The following is a 19,566-nucleotide window of genomic DNA, read 5'->3' as shown; positions in this document are numbered from 1 at the left end:
GTTGCCCTAAAGAGAGATACCTCCTGATTTCTGTTCCGCATAATCGTAGTGATGTTCTTTTTTCATTCTCAAGTGTGGATTCATCCACATGAGAACCACAATAAGAAGTCCCGCTCCGCCAATGATTCCAAATATCGTAAAGATGGAAACAAGACCAGTAGTCAGACCTACCAGGAAGACGGAGACTGGCATGGCGCACATAACCATTACATTGATCAAGCTCGATGCTCTTCCCAAGACTTCTTTGGGCACCATCAAGGTGATCAACGTACTCATTTTGATATTGACGAATGCCGAGCCTATCCCGTTCACGAATACACATATGACTTGCCAAACAAGTGGAATGCCGAAAGCAAACATTCCGATTCCGATACTGAACAGACTAATGCCGCAGCAAATGTAAATAATCGCATCATATCGATTCAAATAATTAATACATAGCGACCCAAGCATAATCCCGATAAAAAAGATGATCTCGAGCATGGCCAATTCAGTAACATTGGTAACGACCAGTGGCAGCAAAATCGCTTCTGGAGCCGTCAAAAAATTGAGGATGGTAAAATAAATCATGCAGTTTCGCAAAAAATCATGCTTCGTAATCGCATGGATTCCATCCTTCAAATCCGTCATGATCATCCTTGCTGTAAACTCACTGACAGTAGATAGGACAAGCTCCCTCTCGTTTATCCATAAAATAATCAGTGCCCCTAACAAATAGGTGACGACATTCAAAATAAAAGCATATTCCATTCCAAACGCGATCACCCCCGCTGCCAATGCCGGAGCCGCCAAACTGACAATCGTTTGAATCATCTGCGATAAACTTTGGGCTTGCGTCATATGTTGTTCGGGAACCAGCGTCCGTATCGCTACCGTGAGTGCTGGCCTGAAGAAGGCACTAACCGTAGTTAGCAAAACGGCAATGGTGATCAGTACAGCAGGATGCAGCCTGTTAAACAAGAACAACAAGACGATGCATAATAGGAGCGCAGCTCTCAATAAATGGGAAACAACCATGATCCTCTTTTTATTTCCTCGATCAACAAAAACGCCCGCGAACAATCCGAATACGATCAATGGAATGGTCTCCGCTGCCAATAAAACCGACATTAACAAAGGACTTTCCGTCAAAACCTTCATTAGCCAAATAAGCGCTAATCGATACACTCCATCTCCCATATTCGAGACAAATTGCGAAAAGATTAAATAGCGATAACTTTTCAAGCTCAGCAATGCCCGAAAAGATACCTTTTCATTAACGCTTATTGGCTGTTCCATCTCGATCATCCACTCCCAATACGAACGGAATCATTTTTTGGGGAAGATGACTTCCGTGCATGCCAGAAGCCATCTCTTGGATCTGCTCCTCTACGTGTGGTATACATGCACTTCTGTATTCAATTCACTTAACCATCTATACCCCAGTTCCAGCTTTTGATAGAAGTCAGGTTCTTCTTTCAACAATAAAATACCGAGGCTGGTCCCACTGTGTGCAACAACCGTACCTAACCCTCCAATTTTGTCGTTGATCTCCATGACTTCCGGCAATAGTTTCTTGGGCAGAATTTTTTGATTCAAGATCGCACTTCTGGACGACACGGCGCCTATCGTGTGGACATCTCTTTCTCTGATCGCTTTCGTGATTTTTTGCAGCAAGAGACTGTATTCCATCTTTTCCTCATTGGTAAACGGTTTTGATTGCTTGTTAAACTCAACCGTATCAATTGTTCCCCCCTCATCAATGCTTACAATACACAAAGGCGGGAGCTCCCCAAGATATTCTCGGAGCTTGACCTCCTTATGGTAGTAAGCAACAGCTCCTTCATACATCACTCCGTCAGTCGGCTCTATCGTCGATAAAAACAACTCCAGTAAAGCAGGCTCCATTTTTATATGAAAACAATTTTCTACTGCTCTGGAGGCAGCCACCAAATCTGCTGATGAACTTGCCATGCCTTTTCCTACTGGGAGCTCCGAATTGATCTCCAAAATTCCGCCAGCCGGAAAGCCATAATGCTTGAGTATTTTTTCTACGAGTTTTTTCGATTTTTGCTTGGAACGAGGTACAGTGACGATCTCTTGTAAGGATGGAATAGAATAAAAAGTAGCATAGGAAGCATTTTTTATAGGCAAAGTCACTAGAAAATCCCGATTATTTTCCCCTAGAATCCCCTGCAGAAGCTCCCCAAAAGTCCCGTTAGCTGCTCCAATGCCTACGTCTGTTGTTTGAGGAAAATTACGAATGGAACTCGTCTTTATCATGCTCATAGAGGCCCCCCAATTAAATGGATATCGTTTCTGCAGGATGATAGTTCTTCATAAAATAATCAAAGAATTCTATTTTGTTAAATTGACTTTTATTCGTACTAATAAACACCCCCAGATTCTTTTCTGGTAGCAACCACATGAAGGAGTTATACCCGATTACCTCGCCTGCTTTCGCCAAAATATTTTCATGGACATAATCAGGATGGAATTTCGCAGTGAAGCCATACCCTGTATAAGCCCCTTGTGGGTGAGGCACCGCTTTACTGGCGAACATTTTGCTAATCGAATCTTCATTTAGTACCCTTTCAGTCCCATAAGCGCCTTTGTTTAATAGCGTCAGCATCCATTTTGCCATATCGTCCCCAGTTGAGAGCAGACTGCCATCAGGAGAGTCCGCAGGGCTAAAATCGTACCTTTGAATCGGATTATTTTCCAGATCATAGCCTGTTGCCAGCTTCGCCTCCAGCTCTGGCTGCAAAAGAAAACTGCTCCTTCTCATTTCGAGAGGCTTAAATAATTTCTCACTGACATAGAGATGGAAGGGGATTCCAGTCACTCTTTCTACCAAATACCCTGCCAGCATAAAGGAGAAATTCTCATTGCAGTATTGTTCCCCAGGTTGATAAATAACGGTTGGCATATAGCGTTGAATGTATTCCTGCAAGGTTACGGACTCACGCTCGCCGTAGTGGTAGCTTTGGGCATTTCCCGTAAACGGTTCGTCAAATCCTGCTGTGTAGCTGAGTAAATGCTCAACCGTCAGGGGTCCTTCAACCTTTCTCGGTATTTCCATATCATCTAGATACGGCTGAATATCATCATTCCATCCAACAAGTCCCTGCTCCACGAGTTGGATGATGGCAGCGACTGTGACAATTTTGGATATCGAACCTACCTTCATTACCGTTTCATCCGCACTCATCCGCACTCTTTCGTTTCGATTCGCATATCCATATGCTTTCTTTAGCTGCACTTGACCATGATGGACGACAACTACGACGGCACCAGGAATATCACTCATCCTAGAAGCATCAAAAAATCCGTCTACCACTCCCTCGAAATCTACCGATTCCCCGGGGATTCTGAGATCAGTACTGTTGTGTATTTTCGTCAAGCAATGTTGAATGATTTCACATAAGCTCTCCTGAAGGCATGCCGTTAATTCGTCTATGGTTTCATTTTTATACTGATTCTCACTGTAAGCTACCATAAATTGAAAACGACCATGTAACACAACGCACTCAATATCGATCTTGCATTCTCGGGATTGATCCAGACTCATTGATTCGCCACCAGAAAATGTCGACAATTGAATGTCGCCATCCTCTTCTTTTCGATCCAGATCAAACTGCCCCAAATAATTAAAGCTGACCTCAGGCTTTATGTTGTTCTTTCGAGGATTTGCCGCCAAATATTTCAATATCCCGTAGTGAATCCCTTTGTGAGGAATTTGGCGCACATCCTTTTTCATTTTATGGATGATAGCAGACAGATCCTGTTCGTTGCCAACGTCTACAATCACGGGATATTCACTTGTAAACCATCCCACTGTGCGGTTTATCTCCACATCAGGTAGAATCGATTCCCTGCCGTGCCCTTCCATATTGATGGCGAATCGATCGATATTCGCCCATTTTTTAAAGGCCACCCCGATTGCTGACAACAATAACTCATCAATTTCCGTGTGATAAGCGCGATTGGCCTGTTTCAACAAGTCCCTGGTCTGTTGCTCATCCATCACGATTGTTTTTGTCCTGGTTTGCTTCCGAAGAGGTTTCCATTCAACGTAATCGGTTGGCAACGATTGAAGTTCCATCTCCTCGATACGATTCCAATAAGCACACTCGACCTCGATTCTATCGCTATGGGCATATTCGTTCAGCTTTTCTGCCCACAATTGGTAAGAATCGCTCTTGAGAGGCAGCGTCATCTCCTTGTCTTGAAGGAGCTGTAGATACGCTCGGTTGAAATCCTCGATTAGTATTCGCCACGATACCCCATCTACGAGTAAATGGTGAACTGCCATCAGCAGATGATCGCCATTCTCGCATTGGAATAGCCCTAACCGAATAAGTGGACCATCAAAAATATGAAGACGGGATTGTATTGCGGTGCATTGTGCATCCATCACTTGCTGTATATTTGCATCGGTTATATTTCGATAGTCCCACACTTCCAGACTGTACATGACGTCGCTTTCGCTGACCCCTCGGTTATAGGCTTGATAGCCCTTCTCCGTTTCGCGGAATACCATTCGTAGAGCATCATGATGTTGCAGGAGCTTTTCAATTCCTTTGCGTACCAGCCTCTCATCAAACCCGTCTTTTCGATAGAGCATAAAAGATTGGTTATAGTGATGGGGATGCTGATTGTGCTCCTGAAAAAACCAATGCTGAATCGGGGTCAACTGTACAGCACCTTCGATATCCCGCTGATCAATTTTTTGTTTCATCGGTTTCAGTCTTGTACCCAGTTCTGCAATGGTTGGAGATGTAAACAAATCTCTGATCTCCATCTTGTATCCCAAGCCTGACAATTGAGAAGCAACTTGTATGGACTTAATAGAGTCCCCGCCAAGCTCAAAGAAATTATCCAAAATCCCAACCTGCTTCTCATGCAAAACGTCTTGCCATACTGATACCAATATCTTTTCGATCTCTGTTTTGGGTTCAACGAATTCCCTATCACTACGCAGCGTTATGTTGAGTTCTGTTAACGCTTTTCGATCAATCTTTCCATTTGGGGTCACTGGTATTTCATCTAACTGAACGAAATAAGAAGGTACCATGTACGCCGGCAACGTTTTTCGTAGCGCCTCTCTCACCATGCTCGCTTCCAGCTCTTGCGCAGCCACATAAAAGGCAACCAGCCTCTTTTGACCTGATTCATCCTCTTTTGGGATAACAACAGCTTCTTGAATATCGCTCGTTTTTAACAATTCCGCTTCGATTTCTTCCAATTCGATGCGATTGCCACGTATCTTGACTTGATTATCGAATCGCCCTAAAAATTCGATGTTTCCGCTGGGGAGCCATCGAGCCATATCCCCTGTCTTATACAATTTTTCACCCGCACAAAACGGACTCTGAACAAATTTTTCATTCGTCAGATCTGGTTGCTTGAAATATCCCCTTCCTACTCCTCGTCCACCGATATACAGTTCGCCAGGAATCCCCACAGGCACTACATTGCCGTTCGCATCCAAAATATACATGTTCACTCCTGGCAACGGCTTGCCGATCGGTAAAAACTTGTAATCTTGCTGAGTCTCTTTCTCGTAATAGGAAGCATCGATGGTTGCCTCCGTCACGCCATAGCTGTTAATGATGCGCATGGTGTGACCGTACCTGTCTACAAGGTTGTGGAATACATGCAACGGACATTGATCCGATCCAAGAATGAGTATTTTCATAAAATCCATGTTGAGGCCCTTCTCATAAATATCGTTCATAAGAGGGATCAGAAGGACCGGTGTGGATTCAAACAGGTTGATTTCGTGCTTTTCCATCAGCTGATAAATCCGTTCCAAATCAATTCTTGCGTCCGCTGGGCAAATGACCAGCTTTCCGCCGTATAACAGGCTCCTTATATAATCTCCAGTAAAAACATCAAAAGCAAAACTCGCCCATTGCAAGCATCGGACCGGGAATTCGTCCAGCTTGTATTCTTGCTTCCATGCCTGTGCAAGCGCTTGAAGCTGTTGGTGCTCGATCATGACTCCCTTCGGCTTTCCCGTTGTACCTGATGTATAAATGACATAGGCTAGCTGGTCGAACTGTATGGATAATCCCAAATTTGTATACTCATGATGATAGGATTCATGGTCATCGAGTACGATTATTTTTTTGTCAAAATCGACTTTCTCTCTTAATGCTTGATGCAGTAGGAAAACTTCCGCTTCCGAATGTTCTAGCATATACCGAATCCGTTCTTCCGGATAATCAGGATCAATCGGAATGTAGGCCCCACCTGCTTTTAAAATCGCCAATACACCGACAATCATCTCAATCGATCTCTCAGCCATGATGCCAACCAATTGATTGGCGCAGACACCCTCCGCTACCAATGTTCGCGCCAGTTGATTCGCCCGTTTATTCAGTGCGGAATAGGACAGCTCTTGCTCTTCAAAAACGACAGCAATGTGATCTGGCGTTCTCGCACTTTGCTCTTCGAACAGTTCAATGATCGTTTTGTTTTCATCCCCGTTGGTAAAATGCACGTCTATAAATCTGCTTACCGCAGCCTGTTTTTCATCCACGGACAATAACTCTATCTGTTTGAGAAAAATAGTTGGCTGATTCGCTACTTGTTCGATGATGTTATGCAAATATCCAAGCATCCGTTGAACAGTTTCTGGCCGAAATAAATCTGTCCGATATTCAATGCTAAGACTCGCCCCATCTTCTTGATCCAGGCATACAAGCGACAAATCAAAGTTCGTCATGGAATTATAGGATTCGACTGCCTTCATTTCCAGGCCGCTTATTTTTCCGTCTTCCTCTAACTTTTCAATATATTGGAACATAAAAGAAAAAATAGGGTTGCGGCTTACATCTCGCTCAGGGTTAATTTTCTCCACCATTTTATCGAATGGATATTCATTATGCGCGTATGACTCCAGCGCCAGTTGTCTGCAAGCCTGAAGCGCTTCAACAAAAGTATGCTTCATATTCACTTCAAGCCTTAAAGGAAGGGTGTTCACAAAAAATCCGATGACTTCTTCGATATCCATGTTGTTTCTTCCCGCTTCCGGAGTACCGATGATAATATCCTGTTGATTGGTCAGCTTGGACAGCCAAATGCCGACAACGGATAAAGTCACCATAAACATGGATGCATCATACTGCTGAGCAATCTCCCGCATACGACCGAAGATATTTTCTGGAAGATGATAAGATTCCACTGCCGAGAAAAATGTTTGGACGGGCTGACGCTGATAGTCTGTAGGCAAGTCCAATACAGGAATTTCTTTTTGGAACGTCTTCAACCAGTACGCTTCTGATTCTGCCAGCTCTCCGTGATTGATAGCATGATTTTGCCAGACTGCATAATCTTTATACTGAATGAGCAGAGCAGGTAATACGGGATCGATCCCTTGCTGCAAGGATTCGTAAATCTGACTGAAATCCTTCAGTAAGATCCCCCATGACCACTGATCACTGATCATGTGGTGCATGTTCAGCAACAATGTATATTTTTCTTCGGCCACCTTACATAACTTCACGCGAAACAGTGCATCGCTCTCCAAGTCAAAGTACGTCTCCGACTCTTGTTGCATGATCAGTTGAATGGCTTTTTGCTTCGCAGCTTCTGACTGCTTGGAAACGTCAACAAATGAATAGGTAAAATCATGATTCCGCAGCACCTGTTGCACCGGATGTCCGTCTTTTACCAGGAATTTCGTTCGCAGTACTTCATGCCTTTGAACCAAGAGCGAAAATGCCTTATGAAGAATAGGCTCCTTCAATGGTCCCGTAATATGGTAAATCGTCGGCATATTATATGCCGTACTTTGAGGCTCCAGCTGCTGAATAAAAAATAATCTCCGCTGCGCATGTGAAACCGGGTAGTAATCCTTCTCCTCTGCCTTGTGAATCGTCGTTCTCTCCTGACTGGTATGGAGCTGACCACTTGCTGACTCTTCCCTGTGAGCCAGTAAGGAGGATAACTCTCGAATCGTTCGATGCTCGAACAAATCCTTGATCGTAACTTCAATGCCCAACTCTTTTTTCATTCGCAAACGAACCTGAATGGTTTTCATGGAATGTCCGCCAAGTTGAAAAAAATCATCATCGATCCCCATATCATCTACGCTGAGCACTGTACTCCAGATCACTGCTAGCCTTCGCTCCAAATCGTTACGAGGTGCGACGTATGCTTCATTCTTGGTTGGAACCGTATCCACTGTTGGCAATGCTTTTTTATCTACTTTTCCGTTTCGATTAAGAGGCATCGCATCGAGGATCATGATACGCTCTGGAATCATATATTCCGGCAGAATCGTTTTGAGATATTGCTGGAACTCCTGTTCATCCTGTTTTTCATGCAGGACAACATAAGAGACGATTCGATTATCTCCATTCCTATCTTCGCTTACGACCGCGACACATTGTCTAACGCTCTCATGACGTAAAAGGGCACTTTCTATCTCGCCAAGCTCAATCCGATGTCCACGTACTTTCACCTGGAAATCGGCACGCGTCACGAATACAAGTCTCCCACTTGGCAAATAACGTCCCAAATCGCCTGTTTTATAAAGTCTTTCTTTTTTCTCTTTCAAAAAGGGATTCTCTGAAAATGCGTGCTCGGTACGTTCGGGATCATTTACGTATCCCCGCCCTACTCCCATCCCGGAAATGTAGATTTCTCCCACACAACCAGTGGGAACCGGACGCATCCATTTGTCCAGCAAATAGTGCTTCATATGGCCGATGGAATTGCCCAACGCAACATACGGATAATCGTCATGCTGATAAGAGCGATCAATGATTTCATGCATCGTATCATCCGAGCATTCTGTCGCTCCATATGTGTTCACTACAATGCCTTCAGGATACAAGGTCTGCCACTTTTTACACAGTGTTACCGGCAGTCCTTCACCAGTAGAGATCATATATTGCAAGTGTGGCAAGGCTTGTTGTTCCGGAGAGCGAGCCAGCGCAGTGTTGTGCACGGCTTCAATCATTGCAGGAACCATTTGAATCACCGTTACCTTGTCACGGCTTATGGAATGAAACAATAACTCCGGGTCTGTTGCTGTCTCGTTGTCATAAATCACCACTTTTCCCCCTACCATCAGGGGAGCCAGGAATTGCCACACCGATATATCGAAGCAGTGGGAAGCATTCTGTACAACAATGCTGTCTTGGTTCAGGACAAGCACATCGATTTTTGCAAAAAGGTGATTCAACATTCCTCTGTGCTCAATCATTGCTCCTTTTGGTATACCGGTAGAGCCCGAAGTAAAAAAGACATTTGCCAAATCATCATAGGCATTAATGATCTCAGGATCATTCGTATCCTCTGTTTGCAAAGAAGTCTTATCCGGACTTACGCCGTTGCCCTCGTTCAAGCAAAACACGATAGGTTTATGCGCTACTTCCGTTGCCAATGTCATGCTGCGTGACTGATAATTCGCCTCGGTTAGTATAACTTTCGCCTTGCTATTTTCCATAATCGTAACCAATCGTTGATCAGGGTGGGAGGTATCTAGCGGAACATAACATCCCCCTGCTTTTAGAACGGCCAGAATGCCAACCAACATATCGATGCTTCTCTCTAAAAAAACGGCAGCCAGATCATTTCTACCAAATCCTTCTCTGCGGAGCCAATGAGCCAAACGATTGGAAGTTTCATTCAATTCTCTGTAGGTAATAGAGTGGTTCATATAGACAGCAGCGACAGCATCAGGATTGCACTTAACCTGTTCTTCTATGATTTGCTGAGCCAGTTGATCCATGTTTCGATGTGACTTCGTAAAATTGCCCATCACGCTCGTCATCATGTTTTCCTCTTCATCCGTCATGGCATTCAGATCGCTGATTTTCATTTCGAAATCCGAGCAAACCTGCTCAAGTATACGGATGTAATGGGACTGTAGCCTTTCCAGATCGCGCTTGGCAGAAGTATAGGGATGAATGAATTGAATTTGTATGGACTGGCCAACCTTCACCATTATTTCGAGCGAAGGAAGGCCACCTCGATAAAGGACGACCGATTCATAATCATCTCCTGCACCACTCACTACCGTCACTGTTGTTCCGATTAAAGGATGATCTTCCGGGACTCCAGCATAGTTACGAATCATCTCTTGTGTAATGAACTGATTTTGCTGCAATTCTTCCCAGCTTATCTGAACAATTTTTACAAAATCACACACGTTTTGATTCGCATGTAATGTCATGAAGACTGGCAAACTGTGAGCCAATGGCCCAATAATGGTATCTGCCCCTTCCAGTGACTCAGGTCTCCCGGAGACGGTAACACCAATCGCTACCTTTTCATCCCCGCTATACATATTTAATAACAGCAGCCAAGCAGCCTGAAAGACAGCTTCAATCGAGACGCCTTGTTTGAGTGCCATGCTCTTGATTGTTTGGGATAATGGTTCGGAAAGTACAGCATGGCAGCTCGTCTGCTGATTCGCTTCCTTTTGTGCACCCTGACCCTGTACTGGATAAAAGACTGACTCGTTATCATTGTGATTGATTTTATCTATCCAATAGCTTTTCGTTCTGGAGCCATCTTGACTTGACTCCCAGATAAAATAGTCTTTGAATGATGTTCGATGATGATTAGATGAATAATTGCCCTTTGCTCTCTTTAGCCATTCCTCCAGAAGAAGCCCGCGACTGACATCGTCCATACACAATGTATGATTGGTCCAAATGATAACCGTTTGATTTTCCTCCATCTGCATCACAGACAGTCGGATCAATGGACCTTCCTCAAAGGCAATAGGCTCCTGATGGGATGCAATCTCAAGAAGATACCTTTGCTCCTTTTGTTCAGCAGATAATCCTCGCAGGTCGTGCCAGTCAATAGAAATCGGGAATTGCTTTAAAACCACTTGTACATATTTATTTTTTAGTTTACGAAAAACCGTTCTCATTAGCGGCGTCTCACTGACTAATTCATTCCACGCTTCTTGAGCTCTTTCCCTTTCGATAGGCTGTTTGATCAGATAGCGCACCGTTGTTATCATGTCTTGGCGTAAGAATTGCTTCTGCACCTTCGAAAGCTCAATTACTTCCCCTACATTTTCTTTTGTTAAATGCTGCAAGCCCGTGCACCTCTTTCGCTAAAGGAATAGTTGCTCATAATCATCATTTGAAAGAAATTGGCTGTTTAGATGACTGACAAGTTCACGGATTCGTTGATGCGGCTGGGCTATCACACTTTGCAATACGTATTCATATTGAGATAACATTCTTTGTGCGGTCTCCCTCTTGAATACATTTGCATGATAGGTAATGGTTCCATACAGTTGACCTTGTGACTCGTGGATGCGGAATTGAAAATCAATCGTGGAGTGTGGTTCTTCCTCGTTCATTTCAAACAAAATTTGCGGCTCAGGTTGTCCATGTAGCAGCGATTCCAAGCCGTCTTTATATTGATAGGCTTCTTTTACCTTGCGCTGTACTTGCAGAACCAGCTCGGAAAAAAGTGGATTTCCTGATAGATCCGTTCGTAGCAATAGGAAAGAAATTTTTTGTAGCTGATCACAATCCGCCCGAAATGCCAGGGCCATATCCTCCTTCTCGCTTTCAGCATGCAAGAGGACCAAAAATGTACTCATGAAAATCTCAAACGATGAGCTGTCCCAAGATTGGGCCAGACGGGATATTTGAGTCGACAGCACCCCTGTTATTTCAAACTTCTCCCGTTCAAACACAGTGGAATCGCTAGAAAGACTACTTCCATCCTCAGGCAATATTTTAAAGGATGGCAAATGGACAAAGTTCTTCGTCCAGTAGTCTTTTTTCGCTTGGCTTTTTAGCATCAGGATATTTTCACTATCATTTTTCAAAAGAAATAGACTGGCGGCTTCAAAATCGGCAATCCATTGGACGACCGTTTCTTCATTCAAAATATCCGCATTGTATTCAAATCCTGCCAATATGTCCTGTTGGTTGTCCTTTTCAACCACAAAACATAAATCATACTGGGATATATTTTTATGAATAGGATAAGAACTGATTGTTAAGTCATTGCTTTGAAACGTATTTTGGGCATTGCCCACAAAATAGGCGCCATCTTGCTTAATGGCTTTTTGATGGACAAAAGCGATTGAAAAAAAAGACGAATATTTTTTATCGCGATCATAATCCAGCTCTCCTGCTATCAGAGAAAATGGGTAGTTTTGATACTGGGAGCATAATGACAACTCTTCTTGAACAAGTCGGGCTAACTCTTTAAATGAACAATTCTTCGGGATTTTGATTCGGAGTGGCAGCATGACAAGACATGGTCCCATGATGGAATAAAACTCCTTTTGGGGCCTGCCAAATCTAGGTACACCGATAATAATGTCATCTTGGCCTGAAATACGAGAAAGAAAAGCAAGGAAGAGAGACAAATAAATAACATCTGTTTGATAGTGATGATTTTTACGGTAAGCTATCATCTCATCGCGAAGCTCGTGTTTACACGTAAAGAAAGAAATCCCGCCTTTAAACGACGGAGTACTGGGACGAGTTTTATCCATCGGCAACTCTAGCCTCTTAAGAGGTCCGCCCAGCTTCTTTTTCCAAAAAGCTCTCGCTTCCTCTCCTTCTTGGCTGGCTAAATAATTCAGTTCCCACTCAACAAAATCCGCATAATGATGTGTGGACGGTTGTATCACAAGCTCTTGATCTGCTATCAACTGTTGATAGATCATCGTAAATTCATCGAGCATGAGCGAAACACTCCACCCATCTGAGCAGATGTGGTGGTACTTAAAGCTTAGAATGCTGCCCATTTCTTTATAATCCAGCAATCTGCAACTGAATAACGGCCCCTTGTCCAACTGAAACGACTTGCCCAGTTCCTGATTCAGATATGCTCGAATCGTCTTATCGTCCCAGTCAGCAGAAGCCACATGCTCAAAATCCAATATAGGCTCGCTGTAGACTTTTTGTATGGGCTCGTCTTCTAACACAAAAATGGACCGATTGATTTCATGACGCTTCACAATCTCGGTAAGCGTACGTATCGTCACCGTTACATCTAGTCGCTGCTCGAATCTGAAAAGAAACTGCTCATGATAAAAAGCACTTGTCGGGTGTACCAAATAGTGAATAAAGTAATCTTTTTGCGTTTCAGACAGAGCGATTGTTTTGATAAAGGTTCTCTGATCCATTCATGCTCACCCCGATTCTTTACTGCGTAATGGTTGGGCATGCGGCTTTCACCAGCATGCCCGAACAAGCAATCAAGCCGTTAGCTGAACAGTTCATTGAAATCGTATTCTTCCGCCAATTTCAATTGAGATAAACGCTGCATTGGATTTTCAGTCATTTGGCATAGGATGTACTCGATTTGACTCATAAACGTATCCATGGCATTCCTGCTAAATACATCCGCATTATACTGTGCAGTAAATGTGAGCTGGTCATGATTCGTGGACAAAAATAACATCATATCCAATTGATCATCTTTTATAAAATGGCTTCCTTCATATGATTTGACCATCGTTTCATCCAGGAAACGATTTAACGGACAATACCTGTAGATAATGCCGTTTGATTCAATTAGACTGTTCGAGGCTTGTTGCCCAATAAAAACAACGGAATACAAATTCTTCTTCAGGCCCTTCGCGGCTAGTTGATCCTCTACGACCAAATTGTACGGATACTCCTGATTCTCATACGCCGCATACGCCGTTTCTCTCGTTCTCTTCAACATTTCCAAAACGGTTGGGTTGCCGGACAAATCTGTGCGCATGGCGACGGGATTGATAAGAGGACCAATAATTCCTTCGAGGTCCGTCTGGGTACGGCCAGATAAAGTAGATCCGACAGTAATGATCATTTGGTCCGTGATGAGCGAAAGCCAAATGTTTAACGCCGTAAGCATGGTCGTATAAACGGTACCGCCGGCCATTCGAGTCAATTCTGATAGCGACTGCGCTGTCGTTGGTTTAATGGGAAGCGACGTTACATTTGAAATCTGGTTGTCGCGAGTGAATGGATGTGCATCGCGCGGTATGAGCGGTGCAGCGACATTTTGTTGCAGTTGCTTTAACCAATAGTCCCGCTGCCGATTCAATTCTCCCTTTTGTAACCGCGCCTGCTGCCACAAGGTGTAATCAATATAATCCAGCGGTTTGGAAAACGGACGATGCCCCCCGCTCTTTTCTTGTTGATACACGTCCGCCAAATCTTTCATAAACACATCTAACGACCAGCCATCAAATCCAATATGATGAGTGCCCAAGAGGAAGAAGTGCTTCGTTGGTGCGACTCGATATAACCTCATTCGAAAGAAAGACTCTCGGGAAAAATCAAATGGCTTGTACAAGTCAGATTCCAAATCCATTTTGATACGTTGCTCGCCTTCCGTAACAGATAAGGAAGACAAGTCCACATACTCGTTATCCGCCCTCAGGTCATCATGCACTTTTTGATACAATTGCCCTTCCTTTTCTATGATGGTCGTACGCATAATTCTGTGCCGTTCAAACATGAGACCCATAGATTTGTACAGAACCTGACTATCAACAGGGCCCTCAACTTCAAAGAGGTACACCCCACCCACCGCTTCCTGGTCACTGAATTTTGCATGGAACCATTGTCTTCTTTGGCCGTGGGATACTTCAAATAACGACTGACCCGGCTGATCCTCTACTCGTGAAACTTCATGAATACGGGTGTTCGACTCGCTGCCTTGCTTGATCTCAGCTATCCGGGCTGCTAGAGCTTCGATCGTCGTAAACTCAAATATAGTACGCAAGGGGATGTCCATTCCCAGAATCGCTCTCATACGGGATATCACTTGGGTCGCCAATAAGGAATGCCCACCTATATCAAAGAAGGAGTCCTTGATACTAATCTGATTCATCTGCAAGATATCGCACCAGATGGAGTGGATAAGCTCCTCAGGAATCGTACGTGGTGCAGCGATGGAGGAGTCGGATGGTTTCATCACGGGCAATTCCAGTGCATTGCGATTAATTTTTCCGCTTGTTGTTTTCGGGATGCTGTCCAGCTTTGTGAAATAGGTCGGAATCATATAAGCAGGCAATTGCCCCTTCAGGAATGTGCGCCATTCGTTTATATCCCCTTCGCCCACGATATACGCAGCCAGTTCTGTAGAACCCCTGTCGTTTTGAACGGAAATGACGGCTGCTTCACGAATGGACGGAAGTCTGCTTAATGTCGACTCAATCTCCCCTAGTTCAACCCTGATGCCTCTTATCTTGATTTGATTATCTTGTCTGCCAACAAATTTGATATTTCCGGAAGGCAAGTAATATCCTTTGTCTCCGGTTCGATACATTCTTTCCCCTGCTACAAATGGATTTTCTATGAAAGCTTCCTTGGTTTTTTCGGGATTGTATAAATAACCTCTTGCCAGTCCCAGACCACCGATATAAAGGTCGCCTATGACACCAATCGGAACCGGGTTTAAATTTTTGTCCAGAATGTATATTCTGTTGTTGTCAATCGGCTTTCCTACACTGACACAGTCCTTCCCAAACGCGTCCTCGGGTGAGCAGGTATAAATGGTAGAGTCAATTGAGACCTCTGTTGCCCCCCAAGTATTATGGAGCTTGGCGTTCAATTTCTGATAGAACTTGCCTACTGTTTCCGGTAATAGCGCTTCGCCACTGGAGATAACATTTTTTAATGTCCCCAATTTTGCTGCATCATCAGGTGTAAGGGCATCGACAAACATGTTGAGCATGCTCGGCACAAATTGAATGCATGCCACTTGATACTGAATAGCTGCCTGAATAATTGCCTCTGGATCTCGATGCAACCACGGCTCCATCAGTGAGATCCGACCGCCTACAGACAATGGCCAGAAAAACTCAACGGCTGCGTCATCGAATGTCAGTGTTGTTTTTTGCAGGACGGACTCCCCTTGCTCCAATCCATGCTGGCGCTGCATCCATAGCATTCGATTAACCCATCCGACATGGAGGTTTTCCACCCCTTTCGGAATGCCCGTCGATCCTGATGTGTAATAAATCGACACCAAATCCGTCGGTTTTACGGTTTGCTCCGGCAATCCCTCAGGCATGCTTGCTATCTTTTCCTTGTCTGCCTCTAGTTCTATGCATTGAACATGCGTCGCTTGCTCGAACAGATGCCTGAATTCCTGTTCTGTTATGCAAATATTCGTTTTTGAGCTTTCCAGTAAATGAACCATCCTTGCTTCCGGCAGCTCGGTATCTAAGGGAATAAATGCCCCGCCTGCCTTTACGATGCCGAGAATCGATATGACAAGTTCAAGGGAGCGATTCATGCATAGCCCGACAGGTGTATTGGGTCGAACCCCGAGCGTAATCAAATAATGCGTCAGCTGGTTAGAACGCCTGTCCAGTTCCTGATAGGTTATCGTTTCACTGCCCATTTCGGCAGCAATTAGGTCCGGGGTCTTTTTTACCTGTTCGATGAACAAATCATGCAAGCATGTATTCTCTGGAACGGTTGCTTCTGTCCGATTCCAATCCCCTACGATTTTGTTACGCTCATCCTTGGGTAACAATTCGAGCGATGCAATCGGAGCGTCCGGTGCATTCACCAGTTCTTGCAGCCAATTTTCGAAATGAACAGCCATTCTTCCTATGGTTGCTTGGTCAAATAAATCCGTGTTATAGATCATGTTCATGATCAGACCAGCTTCAGACTCACCCATGGATAACTCGATATCAAATTTTGAAACGTTATGACGAACGGGCATGATTTCCAACGCTCCGGCAGACGATTGGTAAACATTCGATGACAACTCAGCCCACGTGAACATGGTCTGAAAAACCGGGGAGTAGCTTGTATTGCGTTCAAGCTGAAGCGTCTCTACGATTTTTTCAAATGGGACATCTTGGTTTTCCTGTGCCAGAAGCGCTTTTTCTTTTACGCGAGCAAGCAGTTGTTTGAAGGTAGGACCGTCTTGAAAACTTGCCCGATATACGAGCGTGTTCACGAAGAATCCAATTAATCCCTCGATTTCTTTTACATTTCGATTCGCTACAGGGCTCCCCACCAAAATATCCGACTGTCCGGTATATCTGGATAAAAAGCTTTGATAAGCTGCCAACAGGGTCATAAATAAAGTCGCATTCTCTTGCCGGCTTACGGTTTTCAATTTCTCAAGCAACGTCGATGGCAGCACGGTTTTATGCATACTTCCTGCATAACCTTGAATCGCAGGTCTAGGCCGATCAATCGGCAATTGCAAGACAGGAAGCTCTCCAGACAGTTCCGCTTTCCAATAGTCTAGCTGTAGACCTATCGCATCGTCCGTCAGCCATTCACGTTGCCACACAGAGAAATCGGCATATTGAATCGGTAGGGCAGCAAGCTCCGCATGACTGCCACTCTGTGCCTCCTCATAAAAGGCCAGCCATTCTTTCAATAAAATTTCCTCAGACCATCCGTCCGTAATGATATGGTGCATGGTACACAGCAGAACGGACTCTTCTTCCCCTAATGCTATCAATTTGGCCTGAATCAAGGGGCCTCGATGCAAGTCAAACCTGATGCTTGCTTCCTGCTCAATAAAGTCGTTGAGTTGCTCTTCTTGCGAGGCCTTGGTTCGTTCTCTCAGATCGATGACAGACAAAGGTGTAAACTGATATGGTTGGACAGCCTGGAAAGGTTGACCATTTTCAATTGGAAAAACCGTACGCAATATTTCATGGCGCAAAAGCAGCGCATTCCATCCTTTTTCCAGCGCACTTGCATCCCACAGTCCAGTCAAACGCCAAATATGAGGAACGTTGTAAGCTGTACTATCCGGTTCCAATTGATGCAAAAACCATAAACGCTGCTGTGCATGAGATAATGGGAACCTTTCTGTATGCGGCGCTTTCGTAATCGTTGGTATCCGCTCTCTTTTTCCATTCTGACTGAGCTCCATTATTCTTGTATGTAAACTCGCGATCGTCGGACATTCAAACAAGATTCGCAACGGTATAGACAATTGGAAAGCGTCCTCCAGGCGGGATATGAGCTGTGTCGCAAGCAGAGAGTGACCGCCTAAATCAAAAAAGGAGGAGTGGATACTAATTCGTTCCACTTTTAAAGTCTCACGCCAAATGGACGCTATCCGACTTTCTGTCGCAGTACGTGGTTCGACAAATTCCTCCTCTATCATGACGGTTTCTGGCAATGGCAACGCCTTTCGGTCCACTTTTCCTTGCGTGGTAAGCGGAAATGCTTCCATTTTCACAAAATAGGACGGAACCATGAAAGGAGGCAATTGTATACTTGCATACTTTTTCCACTGTTCGACTTCTCCATCTCCAGCCATATAGGCGATGAGCCTTTTATCGTCAGCTCCATACTCCTGTGCAATAACGATGGCTTCCCTGACGTCTTCCGGCTGATTCAAGACGGTCTCAATCTCGCCCAGTTCGATACGATACCCTCTTATTTTTACTTGGTTGTCTTTTCTTCCGATAAATTCAAGGCCTCGATCAGGCACATATTTCACCATGTCACCCGTCCTGTATAAGATGGCTTCCGGGTCTGGATTAAAGGGATGTTTAATAAATTTCTCTTGATTAATCTCGGGTCGATTCCAATATCCCAGAGCCAGTCCCTTGCCCCCCACGTACATTTCCCCTACAAGACCAACAGGCACAAGCTTTTGTTTGTCGTTTAAGATATACACTTCTGTGTCATTGATAGGGCGACCGATCGAAACGGAGTGTTGGATGGCGCTTCTATCTGTTACTGGATAAAAGGTGGCAAATGTCGTGGTTTCCGTAGGACCATAGCAATTGATCAATAATGTATCAGACAAGTTGTCTACTACCTTTTGAGCGTGCTTGGGGGACATAATATCCCCACCCACCAGCAATTGACGTAACCCTTTTACATCCTCCAGATGGAAATCAATCAGTTGATGAAAGACTCCTGCAGTTAACAATAATGTACTGACTCGATAATCACGCAATACCTGCCCCATCTCGCCAAGATCAAGCTCTTTGTATGGAAAAACAACGAGCTTTGCTCCATTTAGCAAGCTGCCCCATACCTCGAAGGTCGATGCATCAAATGAAATCGACGCCATATGCAGCATGGTTTCTTCCGCCGTAAGCGATACATAGGATACATGTTTAACGAGCCGGATCACGCCGCGATGAGGAATGAGTACCCCTTTCGGATTTCCTGTCGAGCCGGAAGTATACATCAAATACGCAAGGCTTTCTGGAGCTGCATGCGGCTCCAAATTCGCATCTGATTCCATGCTGATCGCCAGTTGGTCACGCTCAGGGCATACGACCTTCAAGCCTTCTGGCAGCCGCGATACCAAGCTTTCTTGTGCGAGTACGATCGTAATGCCTGCGTCTTGCAGCATATAATGGATTCGCTGCTCAGGATAGGCAGGATCAAGCGGGACATAAGCCCCGCCAGCCTTTAAAATCGCTACCATACTGATGATCATTTCGAACGAACGATCCATACACAAGCCGACCTTGCTTTCCGACCCTACCCCACACTTTTTCAAATAATTTGCCAGCCTGTTGGCCCTGCTATTCAGCTCTTGATAAGTGAGTGAGGCATCCTTCCATAGCAAAGCGATGTTGTCAGGATGAAGTTCAACCTGCTCCTCAAAGAATGCAGTGATGGAATTGTTCATACA

Annotated in this window: 5 protein-coding genes; all 5 read right to left on the bottom strand. The window is 44.5% G+C overall.

Going from position 1 to position 19,566, the window contains the following annotated elements; genetic code table 11:
* Positions 1–6: 6 nt before the first annotated feature.
* Positions 7–1,278, bottom strand: a complete 1,272-nt coding sequence (locus HP568_RS15600; RefSeq protein WP_173629547.1) for an MFS transporter — start codon at positions 1,276–1,278, stop codon at positions 7–9.
* A 90-nt stretch (positions 1,279–1,368) separates the two neighbouring features.
* Positions 1,369–2,262, bottom strand: a complete 894-nt coding sequence (locus tag HP568_RS15595; protein WP_254551263.1) for a GHMP family kinase ATP-binding protein — start codon at positions 2,260–2,262, stop codon at positions 1,369–1,371.
* Positions 2,263–2,281: 19 nt separating this feature from the next.
* The gene (locus tag HP568_RS15590; RefSeq protein ID WP_173629544.1) at positions 2,282–11,050 is read right to left on the bottom strand and encodes a non-ribosomal peptide synthetase; all 8,769 of its coding nucleotides are present in this window, start codon (positions 11,048–11,050) and stop codon (positions 2,282–2,284) included.
* Positions 11,051–11,068: 18 nt separating this feature from the next.
* Positions 11,069–13,111 (bottom strand): condensation domain-containing protein, encoded by a 2,043-nt coding sequence (locus HP568_RS15585; RefSeq protein WP_173629543.1) that lies wholly within the window; start codon positions 13,109–13,111, stop codon positions 11,069–11,071.
* Between the two features lie 80 nt (positions 13,112–13,191).
* Positions 13,192–19,563 (bottom strand): non-ribosomal peptide synthetase, encoded by a 6,372-nt coding sequence (locus HP568_RS15580; RefSeq protein WP_173629542.1) that lies wholly within the window; start codon positions 19,561–19,563, stop codon positions 13,192–13,194.
* Between the last annotated feature and the right edge of the window lie 3 nt (positions 19,564–19,566).

Source organism: Brevibacillus sp. MS2.2, assembly GCF_013284345.1.
Taxonomy (GTDB): domain Bacteria; phylum Bacillota; class Bacilli; order Brevibacillales; family Brevibacillaceae; genus Brevibacillus; species Brevibacillus brevis_C.
Note: the sequence above shows the minus strand (reverse complement) of the source record. Positions and strands in the feature narration are given on the sequence as shown.

Bases quoted from the DNA above. Each gene is read 5' to 3' on its own strand.
- HP568_RS15580 (WP_173629542.1), bottom strand. From the start codon at position 19,563: ATGAACAATTCCATCACTGCATTCTTTGAGGAGCAGGTTGAACTTCAT.
- HP568_RS15600 (WP_173629547.1), bottom strand. From the start codon at position 1,278: ATGGAACAGCCAATAAGCGTTAATGAAAAGGTATCTTTTCGGGCATTG.
- HP568_RS15585 (WP_173629543.1), bottom strand. From the start codon at position 13,111: ATGGATCAGAGAACCTTTATCAAAACAATCGCTCTGTCTGAAACGCAA.
- HP568_RS15595 (WP_254551263.1), bottom strand. From the start codon at position 2,262: ATGATAAAGACGAGTTCCATTCGTAATTTTCCTCAAACAACAGACGTA.